This is a genomic window from Clostridium sp. CM028 (genome assembly GCF_030585565.1).
In the GTDB taxonomy this organism is placed as follows: Bacteria; Bacillota; Clostridia; order Clostridiales; family Clostridiaceae; genus Clostridium_AD; species Clostridium_AD estertheticum_B.
The window spans coordinates 3,016,756-3,037,152 of the sequence record NZ_CP077766.1; the positions used below are offsets into that span (position 1 = coordinate 3,016,756).

21 protein-coding genes, 1 pseudogene, 1 riboswitch and 1 other annotated feature are annotated in these 20,397 nt (G+C 31.9%); of the genes and pseudogenes, 7 read left to right on the forward strand and 15 right to left on the reverse strand.

The window, feature by feature from the left end; translation table 11 throughout:
• Window positions 1-27: 27 nt before the first annotated feature.
• Window positions 28-1,341: a hemolysin family protein gene (locus tag KTC94_RS14190; RefSeq protein WP_220319547.1), complete on the forward strand. Its 1,314-nt coding sequence runs from the start codon at window positions 28-30 to the stop codon at window positions 1,339-1,341.
• 132 nt (window positions 1,342-1,473) lie between these two features.
• Here KTC94_RS14190 and KTC94_RS14195 read toward each other — a convergent pair whose 3' ends face one another.
• Window positions 1,474-2,586 carry a PRK06851 family protein gene (locus KTC94_RS14195; RefSeq protein ID WP_216303944.1) on the reverse strand — a complete coding sequence of 371 codons (1,113 nt, stop codon included), beginning with the start codon at window positions 2,584-2,586 and terminating at the stop codon, window positions 1,474-1,476.
• A gap of 194 nt (window positions 2,587-2,780) precedes the next feature.
• Window positions 2,781-3,012 (forward strand) — a binding site (T-box leader).
• A 124-nt stretch (window positions 3,013-3,136) separates the two neighbouring features.
• On the opposite strand from KTC94_RS14195, the gene KTC94_RS14200 reads away from it, so the two are divergent.
• From KTC94_RS14200 to KTC94_RS14215, 4 genes are all read left to right on the forward strand, one after another.
• A complete protein-coding gene (locus KTC94_RS14200; protein ID WP_165412454.1) occupies window positions 3,137-3,778 on the forward strand; it encodes a class I SAM-dependent methyltransferase in 642 nt (213 codons plus the stop codon).
• Window positions 3,771-4,223, forward strand: a complete 453-nt coding sequence (locus KTC94_RS14205; protein WP_216303946.1) for an S-ribosylhomocysteine lyase — start codon at window positions 3,771-3,773, stop codon at window positions 4,221-4,223. Before KTC94_RS14200 ends, KTC94_RS14205 begins: the two co-directional genes overlap by 8 nt.
• Window positions 4,207-4,335, forward strand: a complete 129-nt coding sequence (locus tag KTC94_RS14210; protein ID WP_258876384.1) for a hypothetical protein — start codon at window positions 4,207-4,209, stop codon at window positions 4,333-4,335. Before KTC94_RS14205 ends, KTC94_RS14210 begins: the two co-directional genes overlap by 17 nt.
• A gap of 198 nt (window positions 4,336-4,533) precedes the next feature.
• Window positions 4,534-4,705, forward strand: a riboswitch (Lysine riboswitch).
• Window positions 4,706-4,890: 185 nt separating this feature from the next.
• Complete coding sequence (locus KTC94_RS14215; RefSeq protein WP_220319548.1) at window positions 4,891-6,090, forward strand: aspartate kinase; 1,200 nt, start codon at window positions 4,891-4,893, stop codon at window positions 6,088-6,090.
• Window positions 6,091-6,308: 218 nt separating this feature from the next.
• Here the strand turns inward: KTC94_RS14215 and rfbG are convergent, their stop codons facing one another.
• The 7 genes from rfbG to KTC94_RS14250 form a co-directional block, all read right to left on the reverse strand.
• A complete protein-coding gene (gene rfbG, locus KTC94_RS14220) occupies window positions 6,309-7,382 on the reverse strand; it encodes a CDP-glucose 4,6-dehydratase (RefSeq protein WP_220319549.1) in 1,074 nt (357 codons plus the stop codon).
• A gap of 11 nt (window positions 7,383-7,393) precedes the next feature.
• Window positions 7,394-8,359, reverse strand: a complete 966-nt coding sequence (locus KTC94_RS14225; RefSeq protein ID WP_220319550.1) for an NAD(P)-dependent oxidoreductase — start codon at window positions 8,357-8,359, stop codon at window positions 7,394-7,396.
• A gap of 31 nt (window positions 8,360-8,390) precedes the next feature.
• Window positions 8,391-10,532 carry a putative nucleotide-diphospho-sugar transferase gene (locus KTC94_RS14230; RefSeq protein ID WP_220319551.1) on the reverse strand — a complete coding sequence of 714 codons (2,142 nt, stop codon included), beginning with the start codon at window positions 10,530-10,532 and terminating at the stop codon, window positions 8,391-8,393.
• Window positions 10,529-11,266 carry a sugar phosphate nucleotidyltransferase gene (locus tag KTC94_RS14235; RefSeq protein WP_220319552.1) on the reverse strand — a complete coding sequence of 246 codons (738 nt, stop codon included), beginning with the start codon at window positions 11,264-11,266 and terminating at the stop codon, window positions 10,529-10,531. The genes KTC94_RS14230 and KTC94_RS14235 overlap by 4 nt, the downstream gene beginning before the upstream one ends.
• Window positions 11,267-11,878: 612 nt before the next feature.
• The gene (locus KTC94_RS14240; RefSeq protein WP_220319553.1) at window positions 11,879-12,550 is read right to left on the reverse strand and encodes a manganese catalase family protein; all 672 of its coding nucleotides are present in this window, start codon (window positions 12,548-12,550) and stop codon (window positions 11,879-11,881) included.
• Between the two features lie 43 nt (window positions 12,551-12,593).
• The gene (locus KTC94_RS14245; protein WP_220319554.1) at window positions 12,594-12,896 is read right to left on the reverse strand and encodes a spore coat protein; all 303 of its coding nucleotides are present in this window, start codon (window positions 12,894-12,896) and stop codon (window positions 12,594-12,596) included.
• Window position 12,897: 1 nt separating this feature from the next.
• A complete protein-coding gene (locus KTC94_RS14250) occupies window positions 12,898-13,113 on the reverse strand; it encodes a hypothetical protein (protein WP_220319555.1) in 216 nt (71 codons plus the stop codon).
• A 308-nt stretch (window positions 13,114-13,421) separates the two neighbouring features.
• On the opposite strand from KTC94_RS14250, the gene KTC94_RS14255 reads away from it, so the two are divergent.
• Window positions 13,422-13,610, forward strand: coding sequence for a manganese catalase family protein (locus KTC94_RS14255; RefSeq protein ID WP_369811879.1), 189 nt, complete (start codon window positions 13,422-13,424; stop codon window positions 13,608-13,610).
• A 132-nt stretch (window positions 13,611-13,742) separates the two neighbouring features.
• Here the strand turns inward: KTC94_RS14255 and KTC94_RS14260 are convergent.
• The 6 genes and pseudogenes from KTC94_RS14260 to KTC94_RS14285 form a co-directional block, all read right to left on the reverse strand.
• A pseudogene (locus KTC94_RS14260) lies at window positions 13,743-13,891 on the reverse strand (alpha/beta-type small acid-soluble spore protein); the annotation flags it as partial.
• Window positions 13,892-14,176: 285 nt separating this feature from the next.
• Window positions 14,177-15,142 (reverse strand): ketopantoate reductase family protein, encoded by a 966-nt coding sequence (locus tag KTC94_RS14265; protein WP_220319556.1) that lies wholly within the window; start codon window positions 15,140-15,142, stop codon window positions 14,177-14,179.
• A gap of 243 nt (window positions 15,143-15,385) precedes the next feature.
• Window positions 15,386-16,369, reverse strand: coding sequence for an ABC transporter permease (locus KTC94_RS14270; RefSeq protein WP_220286120.1), 984 nt, complete (start codon window positions 16,367-16,369; stop codon window positions 15,386-15,388).
• Entirely contained in the window at window positions 16,369-17,112 is a 744-nt protein-coding gene (locus KTC94_RS14275) for an ABC transporter permease (RefSeq protein WP_220319557.1), read from the reverse strand. Before KTC94_RS14275 ends, KTC94_RS14270 begins: the two co-directional genes overlap by 1 nt.
• Before the next feature lie 10 nt (window positions 17,113-17,122).
• Complete coding sequence (locus KTC94_RS14280; protein WP_220319558.1) at window positions 17,123-18,061, reverse strand: ABC transporter ATP-binding protein; 939 nt, start codon at window positions 18,059-18,061, stop codon at window positions 17,123-17,125.
• Window positions 18,054-18,650 (reverse strand): MarR family winged helix-turn-helix transcriptional regulator, encoded by a 597-nt coding sequence (locus tag KTC94_RS14285; RefSeq protein WP_220319559.1) that lies wholly within the window; start codon window positions 18,648-18,650, stop codon window positions 18,054-18,056. The genes KTC94_RS14280 and KTC94_RS14285 overlap by 8 nt, the downstream gene beginning before the upstream one ends.
• A 237-nt stretch (window positions 18,651-18,887) precedes the next feature.
• On the opposite strand from KTC94_RS14285, the gene KTC94_RS14290 reads away from it, so the two are divergent.
• A complete protein-coding gene (locus tag KTC94_RS14290; protein ID WP_258876385.1) occupies window positions 18,888-19,880 on the forward strand; it encodes an acyl-CoA thioester hydrolase/BAAT C-terminal domain-containing protein in 993 nt (330 codons plus the stop codon).
• A 36-nt stretch (window positions 19,881-19,916) separates the two neighbouring features.
• On the opposite strand, the gene KTC94_RS14295 is transcribed toward KTC94_RS14290, so the two are convergent.
• Window positions 19,917-20,363: a MarR family winged helix-turn-helix transcriptional regulator gene (locus KTC94_RS14295; protein ID WP_220319561.1), complete on the reverse strand. Its 447-nt coding sequence runs from the start codon at window positions 20,361-20,363 to the stop codon at window positions 19,917-19,919.
• Window positions 20,364-20,397 lie beyond the last annotated feature (34 nt).

Here is a 20,397-nt window from a genome sequence, read left to right on the forward strand (position 1 = left end):
AGTTTTTATTTAAGAGGAGGAATTTTAATGGATTCAGACCCTGACCCTGCGCCCAATAATATAATGGCGCAATTTATAACAATTGGTATTTTAACACTGATAAATGCATTCTTTGCATCGGCGGAAATGGCAATAGCGTCACTTAGCAAAAATAAAATTAAGCATCTTGCGCAAGAGGATAACAAAAAAGCACAGCTATTAGTAAAACTTATTGAGGAGCCAACAAAGTTTTTATCGGCTGTTCAAATTGGAATTATGCTCGCTGGTTTTTTTTCTATTGCAACTGCGGCTACTGGAATATCTAATCATTTTTCAGGATATTTAAACAATTTGAATGTACCTTATAGTAAGCAAATTGCTTTAGCTAGCATAACAATTGGTCTATGTTATATAACACTTGTGTTTGGTGAATTGTTTCCAAAGCGAGTAGCACTACAAAAATCAGAAGCTATTGCAATGTTTTGCGTAGTGCCTGTTTTCTATGTATCTAAGCTGCTGGTTCCTTTTGCAATGCTACTTTCAGCAGCCACTGATGTTTTAGTTAAGATTACTGGTCTTAATAGTGAAAAATTAGAGGAGAAGTTATCAAAAGAGGAAATGAAATCACTTATAGAAGTTGGACGACAGCGCGGCGCTATAAACGAAACTGCCAAAAAGATGATAAATAACATTATCGAATTCGATGATAAATCAGCTAGAGAAGTTATGACTCCAAGAACTGAAGTGTTTTTGATTGATATAAATGATCATGTTACACAGTTCTTAGATGAGTTATTAGAGAAAAAGTATTCAAGAGTGCCAGTATATGACGGTGATGTTGATAATATCATAGGAATACTTCACATGAAAGATTTTATAATGGAGGCTCGCATTAAGGGCTTTGAAAATGTAAACATTAAGAATATATTACATTCTCCTTACCTTGTTTATCAAAGTAAAAATATAGATGAATTATTTAGAGAATTAAAAATATCTAAAAATCATATGGCAGTACTTATAGACGAATATGGAGGATTTTCAGGGGTAGTTACTATTAAAGACCTTATAGAAGAAGTTATGGGAAATATTGAAGATGAATATGATGATGACGAACCTGATATAAGAAAAGTTGATAATAATACTTATATAGTGAATGGATTACTTTCTTTAGACGAATTGAATGATCATCTTGATTTAAATTTAATGTCGAAGAATTACAATACTATAGGAGGTTTTTTAATTAGCCTTATAGGATGTATTCCAAAGAAAAATGAAACCCAAACTATTGAATATGGGAATGTAATATTTAAAATAGAGCAAGTTAAACAAAGAAGAATAGAAAAAATTAAAATATATATATAAAAGATGCTCTACTTTCAAAAAAAGTAGAGCATCTTTTTTTCATATAGGGAAGTTATATAAAGGTGATTATTTTCATAGATATTCTTTTTACTTGTATTTATGAGGATTATGAATTTATCATATACGATTTAACTAAAAATCTGTATACGGATCATTTAAATAATCTTCTTCATACTCGTTTATCTTTTTAATGATCTTTGTGAATACTGCATCCACCTTAGAAAAATCCATATTTGGTATAAAGTAAGTTTCAAGTTCGTCATGTAGACATTTAGCTTCTTTTATTGTAGCTAAACCCTTGTCTAATAGCGTGTAAAACTCAGTTGCATCATATTCTATTTCATCTTTGTTATTTTCAAGTGTACTTAGATTTAAACAATCCTCCATATCAATTACAATACCTGGAAGATCTGAATTATTTATTTCATTAGAGGTCAAAATGGCAACATTTAAGTCAGGAATCAATATATGCTCAATTTTTTCAGGGATAAGTGGGGTATGAAAAATTTCTACATTGTAGCCACGCCTTAAGGCTTCGGTGGATAGAAATTCTAGTACATCTGATTTTCCAGTACCAGGTCCGCCTTTTAGTACATAAATATTTTTATAACCTGCGCTTAAGTTTTCAATATAAGTGACAATACCGTTAGGTGTAAAGGCTGTAGCAAATAAATGTCTATCATAGCCTATAGTAGATGGTGGGGTGGTGAATAAAGATTCTTTTAGATTTTCTTTCAGTATGTTTAATTTATTAATATTCAAGGCTTCATCATTATAGTTTTGCCAATCATCATAAACTAATTTAGCTGCTCCAAAGAATCGATAGGCCCTTTTAAAAGTTTTGCCAACTTTTTTATTTATGCCAATTATTTTATGCCTATATTTCTTAAAGCCTTCTTCATTCCAACAATCTCCCATGTTTAGAACTTCATCTACGGCTCCTGGATTTATAGGATCCACTATATGAGGTGCTGTTGCATCAAGTATTGCAACGTTAAGTTTTTTAATAACTACTCCGTCTAGTGAATTATTATCGGAAGAACAGTGATGTTGTTCTATATCGTAGCCTTTTTCATTGAAGTATTTAGAAACTTTCTTCATTAAGGATGATTTACCTGTTCCAGGGCCTCCTTTTATGCATATTATTCTTCTTGCTTCATCTTGACCTAGTATATACCTATAGTAGGAATAGAATCCTCTTGAAGTATTGCCACCGGGGAAAAAATTTTTAATAGTACCTTGCATAATATCACACTCCATTTCATCATATCAATACATACTATTCATAGATGTTGAAATTGATTATAATTATGTTATATTTTTGTTGAAAATATTTTGTATATATTCTGAATAATAGTAAATTATTATTTTTAAATTGAGGTTGACAAAAATAAAATATGGCATATAATAAAAATATAACCATTCCAATATGAATACTAGGAAATGCAATGAAAAAGGAAAGTAGTATATTGCATGGGTACAGAGAGGAAGCGATGCTGAGAAGCTTTTACCTAAATATATATGAAGTGCCCTTTGGAGCATGGACCTGAAATTATAGTAGGGTACTACGGGTTCGCCCGTTAAAGCGATAAAGCATTTTGTGCTTGGATTTAAGTGAGATTCTATATCTAATTAGAGTGGACCGCGGAGTGTAATAACACCGCCTCTATAAAATGAGACGGTGTTTTTTTGACACCAAAAATATTTGGATTTTAAAAAAAACTTGGCCTTAACACTATTTTTTAAGTATAAAATGTAAAATTTAGACTTAAAAAAAATAAATGGAGGTAATATTATGAGTTCATTAGATTATTTTAACGAAATAGCTAAAAGTTGGAACGTAATAAGAAGTGAGTATTTTGATGAAAGGTTAAAGTACAAGGTATTATCCAAAGTAAGTATAAAAGATAAGGTAGTGGCTGATCTTGGATGCGGCGCTGGATTTTTATCCTTAGCGCTGGCCTTAGATGCAAGCATTGTGTTTTCTATAGATCAATCAGTAAATATGCTTAAAGAATCCAAAAAATTAATGGAAACTAAAAAATTCGATAATGTATATCCAATAAAATCCTCCATAGACAACTTGGTTTTGTTTGATGAATCTGTAGATGTGGTCTTCATTAATATGGCTCTTCACCATGTGAGCGATGCTAAAAAGGCTATTGAAGAGATGCACAGAATAATTAAAAAAGGTGGGACTTTAATAATATCGGATGTAGAAGAGCATAATGGGCAGTGGGCAAGGACTGAAATGTTTGACGAATGGCTTGGTTTTTCAAATAATCAGATGGAAGAGTGGTTAACTGGCGCAGGGTTTAATATAGTAAACATTGAGAATACAGATTTAAGATGCAAAGGTTATTCTAGCAAAGGCGAATATACTGAAACTGGCATTTTCATTGCAGTAGCAAATAAGGAGGTAAGGGTAAATGATTAAGGTTGAAAGTTTTTCATTAGATCACACAAAGGTTGTGGCACCTTTTGTACGAAAATGTGAGGTAAAGATAGGCGAAAAGGGTGATAAAGTAACAAAGTTTGACTTAAGATTTATGCAACCAAACAAGGAGTTTATGAATATATCAGCTATCCATACTTTAGAGCATTTGCTTGCTGGATATATGAGAGAAGTAATGGACGGAATTATAGACATTTCACCTATGGGATGTAGAACAGGTTTTTACATGATCGTATGGAATGATGTCAGTGTAGATAGGGTTATAGAAGCCCTAAATTATGGATTGAAAAAGGTGATAGAAACAGAGGAAATCCCGGCAGCCAATGAAGTTCAATGTGGAAATTATAGAGATCATTCCTTAGATGGTGCAAAAGAATATGCAAAATTAGTTCTAAGTAGAGGTCTTAGCAGTGATATATATAAATAGTATATTAAATATTATAGGAAATACACCACTTATTAAGCTAAATAATTTGGGTGTAAAAGAAGGTGTAAATATCTTCGCAAAACTGCAGCCATCAATTAAGGATACAATGTAAAGAGGGGCTATTTGTAGGCAGTTCTTTAGGGACTGCCATAGTATCTGCAATAAAACTTGGAGAATCCATTGAAGGTGGGAACATTGTTGCAATACTGCCTGAGAGGGGAGGTAGACATTTTAGTAAGAACATCTGTAATTAATGCTTGTACTTATAAACATACTGTGATAATATAATAACTAATTTAATAAGTAAACTACCTAGGGTAGAGGTGCTGTATCTAAGAGTACTTGTTCGGAGCTGACAGGCTAAGATGAATAAGAAAAGGAGCTATGGCCGAAGAAAATGTATTTGGTGAAATTATTTTCTGAGATTGCATATAATATATGTAAAATTGTCACTGATTTTTCAGTGGTGAGCTACAAGGTACACGAAGTTTGTATAAAAACATGTATTTTATGCAGCAAAGGTGTTCCTTTGCTGTATTTATTTTTTTTGGAAGCAATATATAAAGTTCTAAATTTCACCGAAGATAATAAATAGCACCGAAGGTGATAAATAGCACCGAAGGTGATAATAGCACCGAAGGTGATAAATAATAGGAGTGATTTAATTATGGCAGTAGTTGTTCAAAAATATGGAGGTTCATCTGTAGGAACTACAGAGAAAATTAAAGGAATTGCACAAAGTATAGTAAAGAGGAAAAATGAAGATACAGATTTAGTTATAGTAGTATCTGCTATGGGCGACACTACAGATGATTTATTATCTCTATCAAAAGGTATAGGAGAAAAACCAGATAAGAGAGAATTAGATGTTCTATTATCAACAGGTGAAATAATTTCAAGCGCACTACTCGCCATGGCAATTAAGGGACTTGGATATGATGCCATAAGTTATACCGCATACCAAATTGGGATTAAGACTAGTGGACAATATGGTAAAGCGTTAATTGAAGATATACACGGTGGCAGGATTAAAAAAAGCTTAAAAGAAGGCAAAATCGTAATAGTTGCTGGCTTCCAAGGAATAAATGGGGAAGGTGATATTACAACACTCGGCAGAGGTGGATCTGATACTACTGCAGTTGCTTTAGCTGTGAAGCTTAATGGCAGATGTGAAATATATACGGACGTTTCTGGAATATATAGTGTAGATCCTAGAGCATACAGCGCAGCTAAAAAATTAGATGAAATAGAATATGAGGAGATGCTCGAGCTAGCAAGTTTGGGAGCTCAAATAATGCATTCAAGGTCTATAGAACTTGCTCAAAAATATAGCATACCTATATATGTAGGGCTTAGTAATAGTGATATTAAAGGAACTGTAATTAAGGAGGTAAAAAATATGAATATGGAAAATAAGCCAGTAACAGGAATAGCAACTAGTGATGAGGATGTTGCAGTAACACTTCAGCGTATACCTAAAGATGTGAATATATTGTCTACTATATTTGAAGCTATAGGAAGTAAAAGAATCAATATAGATATGATAAGTCAAACATCACCTATAGATGGAAAGGTAAGTGTATCATTTACTATACCTAAAGAAGGCTTAAAGGATAGTTTAGAAATTATAGATAACTTAATAGCAGATAATAAAGTTATAGTTGATGAAGAGATAACTAAATTTTCAGTGGTGGGGCTAGGCATGAAGACAACCTCTGGAGTAGCGGCTAGAATGTTTAGAGTTTTTAACAAAAACAATATTGAAATTAAAATGATTACTACATCAGAAATAAGAATTACTTGTGCTATTAAAACTGGAGACAAATTAAAGGCTATAAGGGTTGTTGCAGAGGAATTTAATCTATAAATATAACATGTTAGACGATAGTTAAGTATTAAACATAATTTACCTAAAGGCTCTTTAAAGTACGACCCTGATAATAATTTTTAAGAGAAGCCATTTTGGACTTCTCTTAAAAATTGTAATATTTTATAAATATTATCTGATTGGAAAGATTATTTATTCTTTTTTTAGAACCCTAAGTTTCACTCCATATTGATATTAATGCACCTAGAATGAGAGCTCTATCTACAATAATCACTAATTTGAGATTCGCATATATCAATCACCTTTTCATCCTTATATTGCCTATACCACTCTACAGTCTTTTCTATTGTCTCATCTATGCCCCACCTAGGCTTAAAATTTAAACAGAATCTAGCCTTGCTAATGTCAAGACTTAGTAAGCTTGCTTCATGGAATGAATCTCCCTTAAGGATTAAAGATTTCCAGCTTCCATTGCCCCACTCTTTGACAAGTCTTCTGACAACCTCCTGAACCGTAATGACATTTTGAGCTTCAGGTCCGAAGTTCCAAGCTCCAGAAAACTCCACATCTTTTTTTAATATTTTTGTTCCTAAAAGTAAATATCCGTATAATGGTTCAAGGACATGCTGCCAGGGTCTTACAGCACCTGGATTCCTAAGCAAAATCTCTTCATCATTTTCTAGTGCCCTGATGCAGTCTGGTATAATTCTATCGATGGCCCAATCTCCACCTCCAATTACATTACCTGCCCGTGCTGTTACAATTATTTTTTCATGATTTTTATACTCAGCTGTATTAAAAAAAGAATTTCTATATGAGGAAACCAAAAGTTCAACGCAACCCTTACTAGAACTGTACGGATCATAACCACCCATGGGATCTATTTCCCTGTAGCTGTACATCCATTCACTATTTTCGTAACATTTATCACTAGTGATAATAACTAAAGCTTTTGTTTCTTTACTGGCCCTCACCGCTTCCAATACATTTACAGTGCCCATAAAATTCACCTCATAGGTCTCTTTAGGGTTTTCATAGGAGTACCTAACGAGTGGTTGTGCTGCAAGATGAAAAACTATCTCTGGTTCATAGGTCATAAAAACTTCATTAAGATGTTTGCTATCTCTTATATCTCCTCTTATATCAACAATATCATTGCTAATTTCAGATAAAACGAAATTGCTTTTGACACTGACGGGATCTAGTGCATAACCAATAACATTTGCTCCTAATTTTTTTAACCAAATAGCTAGCCATGATCCTTTAAAACCTGTATGACCAGTTATTAAAACATTTTTATTTTTATAATTATTTTCAAGGTCTTTTAACATTTTTTCACATCCTATGGTAAATGCTTAATCCACATATCTTTATTTTCTTCATACCACCTTATTGTTTTAACAATTCCATCCTCAAGGCTTATTCTAGGACTCCAGCCTAATTCAGTATGGATCTTACTTATATCCGCACCAGGTGACCACATTTCATTTTTTCTGTATTTTATTGTCCCATATAAGGGGACCCTATCTGTTTTAATATTTTTAAATATAAGATCTATATAGTATTTTAAAGGAAAAAGACTTCCATTTGCTATATTGAAAATATTGCTCTTTAAACTGCTTTTAGCAGACATAACCAATCCGTCAATTATGTTTTCAATGTAGCAGTAATCACGTAATTGTTCACCAGATGTTAGTCTTACCTCCTTATCTTCCAGTATTGACAGTATTATATGACAAAAAATCTTATGCCTCTCTTCTCCCTCCCCAAAAATACCAAAGGGCCTTAAGGTTATAATATCTATATTATTTTCTCTGGCAATCTGATGAGCGATTATAGTTGCACTAGCTTTAGAACTTCCATAGATGCTCACAGGTTCTGGATACATATCTTCCTTCATAAGATCTTTCCTATCTCCATATTCAGCACAGCTACCCATATTAATGAATTTTTTGCAGTCGGTGTCCTTCAATGAATTTAAAATATTAATCATTCCTAAAATATTAATATTTGCAGCTTTAATATATTCTTTTTGTGCTGAGTTTACACCATAAGCTGCTAAATGAAATACTATTTCAGGGCATATATCCTTGATGCAAGTTTCAATTTTTTTACTGTCAGTTATATCAATCTCATAGATTGATATATTTTTTAACTGCTCTTCCAGTCTCCAGGTTTGGCTGCTCTGTCTTCCTATAATAGATACCTCTGCACCTTCATTCAATAACCTCTTAACTAGGTGAGAGCCTATAAATCCAAATCCACCAGTTACCAATATCCTCTTACCAGCAAGACTAACCTCTTCCATATACTATACCTCCAGGTTGAAAGGTTTACATTTACGATTGAAATCTATACAGGTTCTTAGCGTTAGTGACCTCTTCTTTACTAAATAATTCTTTAAGATCCACAAGGCCTGATGACTTTAATATTTCCATTGATTTGCATAAAGCATCTAAATATGGAATATATATATTATCGATTATTTCTTTGCTAAAAATCAAAGGATCTAGCTTCCATAAGTCAAAGACAGATTCATCAAATATTTTCATACTGCCAAAGTGATAAACCATAAGTTCTCGATCATCAATTAAAACAGTATTATTATCGTTGTAAACTTTGTAATCATTGTTAATAATTAGATTCCATGGAGCTGCATCTATACCTAGGTCATCTAATATTTTTATGCTATAAAATAAATTTGGAACCTTATCTAGATATTTCTGATCTCCCCATCTCTCCATTATAATATCAGGTTTATCTGAGCACCACTCTATACATTTTTTCTTCCACCAATTTAAAATAGCTAGACTACTTTTCCTGTTTCTAAAACCTAAAAAGCCTGCCTGAAAATGTCCATGTACCTTTTCAAATTCGGGACAATCCCTCTGAGGACAAATTAGTGTATCATAATCCTTCCATTGCTTGAAGATCGCCATCGGATCAGAAAAAAAGAATATATCTGCATCACAATAAATAACTGAATCTATAGCATATTTCTCTAAAATATAAAGGACCAACGGTGCTTTAAGCGACCAACAATATTCCTGCATATTTCTGGTTTCTTTAACATGAAGTAATTCCATATCCTCTACTTCGCTAACATTAATAATAATCGTATTTTCAAGCTTCAGATTACTTAATACAGAAAAAGAAATTTCATCCATGCAGCAGATGAATAAATTAAAATTATCGATTTTATCCTTCAGCGAGGAATAAAGTGACATACTTTGCAATAAATATGCCTTACTAGTTATAGTACAAAAGCTATAAAAATCGTTATAGCGGGCCATGGCTAACGTCAGATCTGAGTATTTAAATAATGTCTGGGCTTCTTTAGAATCAGATTTATTAAATAAACCCTCTACTTTTTCATTAAGATTGTTTCTTATAACATTGATTGTATTCCTTAGACTTTCAATATATGGGATATAAATATTGGACTTAATTGCAGAACTTATTTCTAAATAATTAAAAGTCCATAAGTCATAGTCATTTTCGCTAAATATTGAAAGACATGCAAAGTGATATGCTATTAACTTATCACCTTCAATAAAGACTTCATTATCCTTTGAGGTAATATTGAAATTATTATTATAAATTGTATTCCATGGTGCAGCATCTATTCCAAGATTTCTTGAAATTTTTACATTTGAAAACATTTCTGTGATTTTATCAAGATATTTCTGATCTCCCCATCGTCCCGTTTCAGAGTCAGGTTCCCCGGAACACCATTCAATGCATTTTTGATTCCACCAATTAAGACAATTCAATCCTTGTATATCCTTTTTAAAACCTATGAATCCTGCTTGAAATTTTCCATATATTTTGTGAACCCATTCAAGATCCCTTTGGGGACATAAAAACACTGAAGATTCACCCCATTCATCAAATACCATCTGTGGATCTGAGAAGAAAAATATATCACTGTCACAGTATATTATTGAGTTTACGCTGTAATTCATAAGCACGTAGCGAATAACAGCTGCTTTCAATGTCCAGCAATATTCATTTGTTTTTCTCGTGTTTTTTACAGCGAGCAGTTGCTGGTCTTCTACTGTATTCAAATGAATAAGAGAAGCATTTTTGAGATTCATCTTTGAAAGGGATGAATAGATAATATCATCAATACAGCAAATCCATAGATGAAAATTTTCACTATTCCTCTCAAGTGAATAGTAAAAAGTTAAGGTCTTTATTAAATAATCCTTGCTAACTATTGTACAAAAGGAACATTTTTGTTTGTATTCTTCTATATCTGATTCTCTATAGTCTTCAATATCTTCTTCTTTACTTTCTTCTTTATTTTCTTCTTCATATTCTTCTTTATATTTTTTACTATCTTTGTCTTTGATTTTTGTATCCTTTTTATTATCTTTTTTTATATCATGATTTTCATTTTCATGTTTATTAAACCGAGATTTCCCCTTAGAAAAAAATGCATAAATTGCGTCCATATCGTCCTTATTTATTTTACTCACTTCCATGTCTCATTTGCATAAATTAGATCTTTATTAGTATCAATTGCTGTCCAATAACCTTTGAAACTATAAACCGCCAATTCGCCACTTTCTACAAGGTTTCTCAATGGACCCTGTTCAAAAATGCATTTATCGTCATCTTCTATATAATTAAAAACTTTTTTATTCATTACAAAAAAACCTCCGTTTATTATGCCATCCAATTTTGATTTTTCGTCAAAGGTTGTTGCAATACCATCCTTTTCAGTTAGAATTCCATATTGGCTCTTTCTTTCTACTCCAGTAACTGTTACCGCTTGTCCTTTTTCATTATGGAACTTTAGTAAATTATTTATATTAATATCAGATAATCCATCACCATAGGTCAACATAAAGGTATCTTCATTAATGAATTTTTCAATTTTTTTAATTCTTCCACCAGTCATTGTATCAGTTCCTGTATCAACAAAAGTCACTTTCCAGTTGGCAGGCTTATTAAAAAAAGAAATATTATTACTGCCTAGTTCTTTGGTGAAATCAGAGTTTTTCCACTCATAATTCCAAAAATATTCTTTTATTTTATCACCACCAAAACCTAATGGAAGAATAAAGTCATTAAAGCCATAGCTTGAATAAATATTCATAATGTGCCATATAATAGGCTTCCCAGAAACTAAAGCTAATGTTTTCGGAATAGTTTCTGTAGATGGCCCTAATCTGGTCCCTTTACCTCCACATAATATAACTACTTTCATATTTACCGCTCCTCATTTTTATCACTTATTCAATATCTCCGAAGTATTGAATATTTCAAGCGAAAATCACTCCTTGATCTAAAAATCTAATAATAGTTGCATAATTAAACTACATCTTCATCATCTAAACGCTTATCTTTATATTACTAATAACTCGATATTTGAAATTATAATATATTTTGTACTATGTTATTCATTAGAATTTGAGTTGTTACAATATATTTAGTACTACTTAATCCGTCACATATATATTTATAAAGTTTGTTAAATAAATGGTTGATTTAAAAGTAGCTAATATTTAAAGCACTAGATAATAATTGCATTGAGCAAATTTCATGTAGTCTAATACTGGCAACTATTATTTCTATTTTTCACCGGGTAGTAGTATAAGTATTCTTCCATTAACACTAAAAATTCCTCTGGTAGCTACTAACTCACAACTAGCAAATTATATCGGAAATGAAATTCCAAATATTAATGTGGGGATCTTATGGATGCTCTTATATAAAAAATAAGACTTAAAATGGAAAATCCATTTTAAGTCTTAATACTGTTATTAAAATTTAGTTTTTCAGTGGGCACCATTACGATGTTCTTTTTTATATATATTTTTTATTTTCTTGGATTTTCAAAACTTGGTGCTGTTGGATTAGGTGCATCAAAATATTTACCTGGCGTTGATAAATCGAAGTACAATCTAGAATCTTCAGTTATACCAAAGTCCTTGTTAGAACCCGTATCCTTTACTTTATTTAGTGCTTCTCTAAATAAAGCATTATGGGCCTCTTCACGATTTAACAAAAAATCTATTGTTTCTCTTACAAATTTATCATTTATTTGACGATACAAGTATTCATATACAACTTTTGCTCTCTGCTCAGAAGCTATGTTTGAAAGTAGGTCTGCAACTAGATCTCCAGTAACGGTTACATAATCTGCAGTCCATGGGACACCAGATGAATTTACTAAAACTGGTGCTAAACCACATTGAACTTGAGTTTGAATTTCTCCAGCTTCAACTTTCTCATAATTTACATCATGTCCGTTTAATAAGTTTATAGTTTCTGCCACCATCTCCATATGACTTAGCTCTTCCGAACCTATATCAAGAAATAAATCTTTAATGGTTTGATCTTTTACCCTAAAACTTTGAGATAAGTATTGCATAGCTGCCTTTAATTCTCCATTACCTCCTCCTATTTGCTCCTGCATTAATACAGCATATTGAGGATTAGGCTTTTCTACTTTTACTTCTCTTAATAGTTGTTTCTCGTGTTTAAACATTTTAACCTCCAAGTTTACGCTCAATTCTTGTTTTGGAACGGTTTTATTTACTAGCCTTAACTGTAGTTTCAGATTTACTAAAGGACGTAGCTAGTTGTTGCGCAGGCGCATCATAAGGTGAAGCCCACTTGCGGTTTACAGCAAGCTCTGTTAATGCTGAATGCCCGCCTATTATTTGATTTAAACTAGAGGAGTATATAGCTTTTAATTCAGGGGTAGCGCTGGTCATAGTTGCGTTTAGATACGCATCTGCTGCACTTTTTGCTGAACTAATCATAGTTCCAACTATTACTTCGTCATTAATATCTGTGTTGTTTTTTACAATATTATCCGTTATTATTCCCATATTATTTTACACCGCCTATAGTTACTTGATTTTCATTGATAAATTGTTGTACTCCTTTTATTCTTCCTTCTGCTGCTAAAACACCAGTCTCAGCTTGTCTTTTTAAATCTTCATCACTAATTAGATTTTTCATAACTTTTGCCACGGCTAACCCATCTTTTTCCATAGTTAACAAGGTTGTTAAGGATAATAGTTCACCCTCTGAAAGTTTTCTCATATTAATACCTCCAAATTTATAATTTTTACGATTTATTATGTGCATTTAATAAACAATTAAACCTTGGAATAATTTGTAAATTTAAATATTGGAGCTTTGTATTACAATAACTTGTCTACATAAGAAAACCAAAATAAAAAAAGCATGCTAAAATAGTAAAATTTGAAAACTTTTTTATCTTCTATTCTGACATATCTATTGTTATAAATTTAATATATTTTAATTAAATTTATAACAATAAATACTGAAGAATTAGCTCATGGAAATGGTTGCTAGTATGGTTAGTCAGCTAATGAAATGCTCAAGCCTTGAAGAAATTGAAAAAGAAGGCAAGGGCTACTTATGAATATCTAATTAATATGGCTGATGATCCAGATGTAATAGAGCCGTTAAAATTTCTAAGAGAAAGAGAAGTTGTTCATTATCAAAGATTCGGTGAAGTTCTAAGAATTGTACAGGATCATCTACAACAACCACATTTATTTATAATGCATTAATTATGATCCTATTTAATTAAGAAATTAATTATTTTAATATTAGAAGCGGAAAATGATTGTATAGTAACCTTATAGAGGCTTTACTTTATAGTTTACTTAAGGATAATGAAGAGCTAATTGGCCCCCTTTTAATTATAAATTCTTTTCGTAAGATTCAACCATTCTTTTAACCATTTGTCCGCCTACAGAGCCATTTTTTCTTGAAGTTAAATCTCGTTATATCCTTCTGAAAGATTAACGCCTACATCTTTAGCAGCTTCCATTTTAAATTTGCTTAACCCAGAATTAAAGTGATTACTACATCAGAAATAAGAATTACTTGTGCTATTAAAACTGGAGATAAATTAAAGGCTATAAAGGTTGTTGCAGAGGAATTTAATCTATAAATATAAAAAGTCCTTCTGAGCGCCTTGCAAAGTAAACTTTTAATGTTTTTTTGCTTCTTGTTGCAAGTCACTAATTCAGGGGAGATAAACATTTTATCTTATTATGTTGAATGATTTTTATTTATATTAATGTAAGGTCAAAATAATTCCATTAATATAAATTTTAAGAAGCTATAATGTTTATTTTGTGTGCAAATTAATAATATAGTTTTCATATTTTTCACAAAGTAATGGAGTAATTACTCCAAGCTCCTTTCCGGAGTCATAAACGCTTTTACATACATAAATTAAATCCTCCATATTACAATGAAGTTCCATAATACGCCTTGTCAGTTCATTTGTTTTGAACATTCGCTTCATAATCATCCCAGCAAGCTTTGACGGAATTTTGTATGCAATTAATTCGTTATTGTAATGATTAAGTGCAACACCTCTTGCCTTTACAATTTTGACTGCTTCACGAATTGTCAATACAGCTTCACTTAAACCAGATGCGCTGTTCATAATATTTCTTGCGGATTTGGCTATATCCGACACATTACCGTACTTTGAAGCAGTGGTGATAACACCAGAATTGATTGCCATATGTAACCAAATCCATTCTATCATATCAAATGGAACTTCCACTTTAATATCAGCGCTATCAAGCAATTGAATAAGGTTTGAGTAGTTGTCTATATTTGCCTTCTGTTCACTTTCAATCATAATATGGTCAAATAGTACGCAATCTAAAAGGGTATCTTTAATACTACCACCTGCAATTGGATAACCAAGAATATATTTCCGGGTACCCATAATTTTGTCGACGCTGACTCGTTCTTCCCATATACCATTAAAAAGAATAATTGTTCCGCTTATATTGTTTTCATTAAGTGTTTTTACTGCACTATCCAATTTACCCACAGATACGCTAATTAAAATAAAATCGTAATTACTGTTGGGCTGTGAAAGAGTAACATTATATGTGTCTTTCTTATTTTCGCCCTTATTGTTATATCTGCCATCGAGCATTTTTATGTCAAGAGTTTTTGGTGCATTGTCTCTTTTGATTTCTCTTATAAAGTGTTCAACATGATAACCCGATTTTTGAAAAGCATAGCCATAGGTTGTACCGATAACACCAAGTCCCAATATCATTATTTTCATAGAATTGCCTCACATTCATAATTATTAATAATCAACCATTGTTTATTTTAAATTATACTAAATACTAACATAAATTTCAAATATTTAGCACAATTATATATATCTTACTTTGAATATTTTAAAGTAAGATATATATGATTAAACTAACGAATGTGACATTTTCGTTATGTTGTATGCTTTTATTTCAAATTTTTACAAACAAATTTTTCTACCAATTAATATTTCTACTACTTACTGTAGGCGTTAATAGATGCCTTGCCTCATTTTCCGCTTAGTAATAATACTTCCTAAGAGCCACAGTGCAACAATCCAAATAAGTAAATATATGAGTTGTCCTTTAAATTCTAACATTCCATTCCCGTTTTCTATCCCTTGAATCAGCGTCATATATGATTTTTGTGGGATGATACTGCAAATGGTATCAAGAACTTTATTGTTCCCCGTAAAGGAATAAAAACAGCCTGATAATATACAAGTTATTACATATATAGCACTGGCCACTAAAGAGATGTTTCTCTCTAGCACTGATGAAATAAATAAAGCAAGTGATGTTGAGAGGGCAGTAAGAATTCCAATTAACATTGCTAGCATTAAAAGGCCAAATCCAATCTTTATATTAAAACACACCTTTGTGATAACAATTACTAGATAGGTGGGTATATAAAGACATAAAAATGTAAAAATTCCCTGTGCAAAAATATATTGCTTTTCGCTTACGGGTGTCGTTAATATCCGCCTAAATGTTTTAAGGGTTCTATCTTCTGGATAAAGGATTGTCAAAGCAACCCCCTGCATTAAAACAATCATTAGAATAAACCCTAAAATGTTTGTTCCAACACCTCTTTTAGCTTGTCTACTTTGATCAATTTTGGGAATTTTACCGAAGTTAAAAAAGTTTTCTATGAGTTCCTTATCAGCTTTGCTTTTTATACCTGTTACCTCATAGGTTCCATCGTTTTTTTCTTCCACAACGGCAGCATATTTACCCAAAAGTAGATTCGAAGTAGCCGGTTTTTCATTCATTACATCAATTTTAATCCTATCATTTTTGGGAATGCTCTGTGCATGATTTGTTACTAAAGCAATGTGCTGCCTCATCTCCATTTTTCCAGAAAAAAATACAGCAACTCCAATCATAAGTGGTACAATGACCACTGCAATTATAACTATCTCTTTTTTTGCTAAAATCCTGTTTAAACTATTTTTAAATAGATTGAGCACATTCATTATACATATTCCTCCGGTTTAAAAGTGATTTGACATATTATTATACAGATGATACTACTAAACAACACAATGAGAAGAGTAGGGAGGTATATGCTGAAGTCATTATCATAAATGACCTTAAATGCACATTCTGTAACCCACTTGACTGGCGATAAATAAGATGTTTTTTCCACTATAGTTCCAAGACTAGCTACAGAAAAAAACAAGCCACCCAAAAATATAAACAAAAACAAAAATATTTGCATTACAGAATTTGCTCCTTCTTCACTTTTGAAAATACAGCAGAACATGGTGCCGACAGAGCAGCCAAATAACGAAAATATATTGATTAACAACATAATATACAGAATGTTTTTTCCTCCAAAGTTAATGTGAAAAATATATTGTCCTACAAGCAATAAAACACTGTATGAAACCGTACCCAAAATATAAGTAGCAATCAATTTAGATAGATATATCTCTGTTTTTGAAACCGGAGCATATACTATGCGAGTATTACCTTCCTTTACCCTTTCTTCCATAAATGTATTGGAAGCTGTCATGGCAATGAATAACGCTGTAAAAATCATCATTGTGACTCCATAATAATCATAGGAACTTACATGCCCTGCACCATAGTTACCTTTTGTCACAAAACCCATAACCGCAATCATTATTATTGGAAATACAGTGTTAAACATTAGCAGAGTTGGGTTTCTAATAATATTCATAAAATCAAATTTGACTATTTTTATAAAGTTCATGTATTTCCTCCTAATCCCTTAGATTCTTTCCGGTAAGTTCTAAAAATACAGTTTCTAGAGATGCCTCTTTACTGCTCATACTTTCAATCTTACAGCCCTTTGCTATGATTATGGATATGATTTCATTGAGATTATCCTTTGACTTTTCGGCAGTTATTTTAATCACATTTTCAGTGATTTTAATTTTTGTTATGCCATCAATTCCAGAAAAATGATTATTGCTTAATTCATTTAAATTATTTACATGAAAGGAATATGTGATTTTATCATTCACTTCCTGTTTTAATTCTTCTTTTGTACCTTCAGCAATAATCTTTCCTTCGTTCATAATAATGATTCTATCAGAAATCGCTTCCACTTCTTCCATGTAATGCGTGGAATAGATAACTGTTGCACCTTCATTTTTCAGGATTTTAATCGATTCCAATATATGATTTCTTGATTGGGGGTCGATACCAACTGTGGGTTCATCCATGATAATAAGCTTTGGCTTATGGGCAATGGCACAAGCAATATTTAATCTTCTTTTCATGCCGCCTGAAAAGGTTTTTGGCTTATCATCTTTCCTATCGTAAAGACCTACGAGTTCAAGGGCCTCCTTGACCTGTTTTTCCAGCTGCTTTCCTTTGAGTTTATATAGACTTGCAAAAAAACGTACATTTTTCTCGGCAGTAATTTCTTCATAAATGGCCAGGTCCTGAGGAACTATTCCAATTCGCAGTTTGATGACTTTTACATCTTTTTTTAAATCATGCCCCAAAATAGTTGTTTCGCCATTATCAGGTGATAATATAGTGGCCAAGATATTGATAATTGTACTCTTGCCCGCCCCATTAGGACCTAAGAGTCCAAGAATTTCACCTCTATTTACTACAAAATTTATTCCATCAACAGCTTTTTTCTTATTATAACTTTTTTCTAAATTTTTAACTGTAACAATATTATTCATTTTTATCTCTCCTCTCATTTCGAGAATGATTTCTTCGTCTTTCAAATTCCTTTAATGCCCTCGCTTGAGCTTCCTTTAATACTATCGTTTGAGCGTCATTTACTTCTTCTTCCGCGTTTAAACTAGCATCTTCTTCAAAACCATCCTGCTCTTCACCGTCAAAACGATACAGTTTCTTTAATAGGCTCCACAATATTTCCATTTCTTCCGTGGTAAAGTCTTTAAAAACATCTGCGAAAAAGTTTATTCCTTTTTCACCGCATTCCATCATGATCTGTTTTCCGGATTCCGTAATTTTAACGTTCACTGCACGCTTATCCTTCTGGCTCGGCATCGTGATAATGTAACCTTTATTTTCGATAATAGTTATCATTTGTTTAACACTCTGTTTGGTGGTACCTAACTTTCTCGCAATATTGTTGATTGTTGTTTCATCTTCCGCCAAATGAATAATTGCAATCATTGCCATAAACTGTCTTGACGTTAAGCTCTCAAAGTATTTATCGCCTTGTACCTGAAGCTTATTGTTAAGAGAAAAAAGTGTAGCGTAAGTTTGCTGCATTAAAAATAGATCTCTGTAATTATCCATAAATATGCCCCTTTCCTTTAAGACATTATACTGTCTAAAATAATAATAGCAGAACATGTAAAACTTGTCAATATACTGTCTATTTTTAAAAAAGAGTTATTATCATGACTACTAAAGTTTCTAAAGTATCTTTAAATATGTTTATAGCAAAACGAATGTAATAATAATAATAATTGTGAAATAAAGATTACACCAAAAATGTCAAGGGCAGATGAACCAAATCATCGGGGTAAGTTAATGCAAAAATTAAGCGATATTAGTGAAAATAGAAAATATACCATTACATGCACGGTGGAGAGGAATGGGAAAGCCATTACATCAAAAGAGCATATAAGAATATTCTGCGATGAAACGATTAAAAGCGTAGATGTAGTAGAAAAGAATCTATTGGCACGATATTTTACTTCAAAAAACAATATGAAGAGGCCAGCAGTAATTGTTGTAAGTGGAAGCGACGGAAGAATAGAAAAAGCACAGGCAATTGCTGAAATCTTAGCTATGAAGGGATATTCTGCATTAGCAGTTTGTTATTTTGGACTTGAAGGAACACCCAAAAATCTTAATTGTGTACCACTTGAATATATTGAAAATGCTATAACATGGCTAAAAAAACAAGATACTGTTAATAAAGACAAAATAGCAATGTATGGAAGGTCTAAGGGTGGAGAAATGGTTCTTTTGGCAGCCTCTTTATTCAAGGATATTACCTGTGTTATTGCCAATATGCCTAGCTGCTATGCATATGAAGGGATAAAAAAGGGTGGACTGCCAGCACACCATTCTTCATGGATGTATAAAGGTGAAGAAATTTCTTGTCTGAAATTCAGTTGTTCTATTATATTGCAATTAGTAATAAAAATGTTGCAAAATAAAGAGGGTGCGTTGTCATGGATGTACAAAAAGCTGATTGATGAAGGCAATACTGACGAAGCCACAATCGCCGTTAATAAAATAAATGGACCTATCCTAATGATATCCTCTGAATCAGACTCCATATGGCCTTCAAAAATGCATTCAGAAATGGCTATGAAGTTGCTTGAAAAATCAAATTTTAAATATGAATATAAACATATCACCTATGAAAAGTCAGGTCATATGCTAACAGTACCATTTCAGTCTATGCCATCATTAAAAGGATCCAGAGTCGATATAGACAGTTGGGCAAAAGCAAATATTGATGCATGGAATGAGACAATTAATTTTTTAGAGAATTGGGCAATTAATAATTAGCATTAAATTTTAAAATTTCACGATAATTTACTGATATTAGTTAGAAATATTGTATGCTATCTTTCTTATAAGTTTTAATAAATTTTCTCTATCCTCATAAGTATCTAAAGAAATCATTATCCTTGCGTAAAACTCTTCTTCAAATTTAAGATGTTCTTCTTGTGCCATGTGACCTTCTTCAGTAAGTTCTAGCTTATAGGATCTTCTATCCTTATTACTAATAGCTCTAACAATAAGATCGCGTTTTTCTAATCTATCAATTATGCTAGTTAATGTACTTTTAGGTACACTTAATATTTCTAATATATCTTTTATAATAACATCTTCTTTTTCAGAAATAATTCTAAGTATTGAAAGCTCATTAGTGCTCAATCCTCGTATCCTTAAAAACTTTGATTCTATATCCTTATAATTAGATTCAGCTAGCATAGAATGCGATAACTTATTTAATTCATCCACTTGTCGTTTATATTCTTTATCCATAGTTTCACCCCAAAATTTATTTTCTATCTATTGC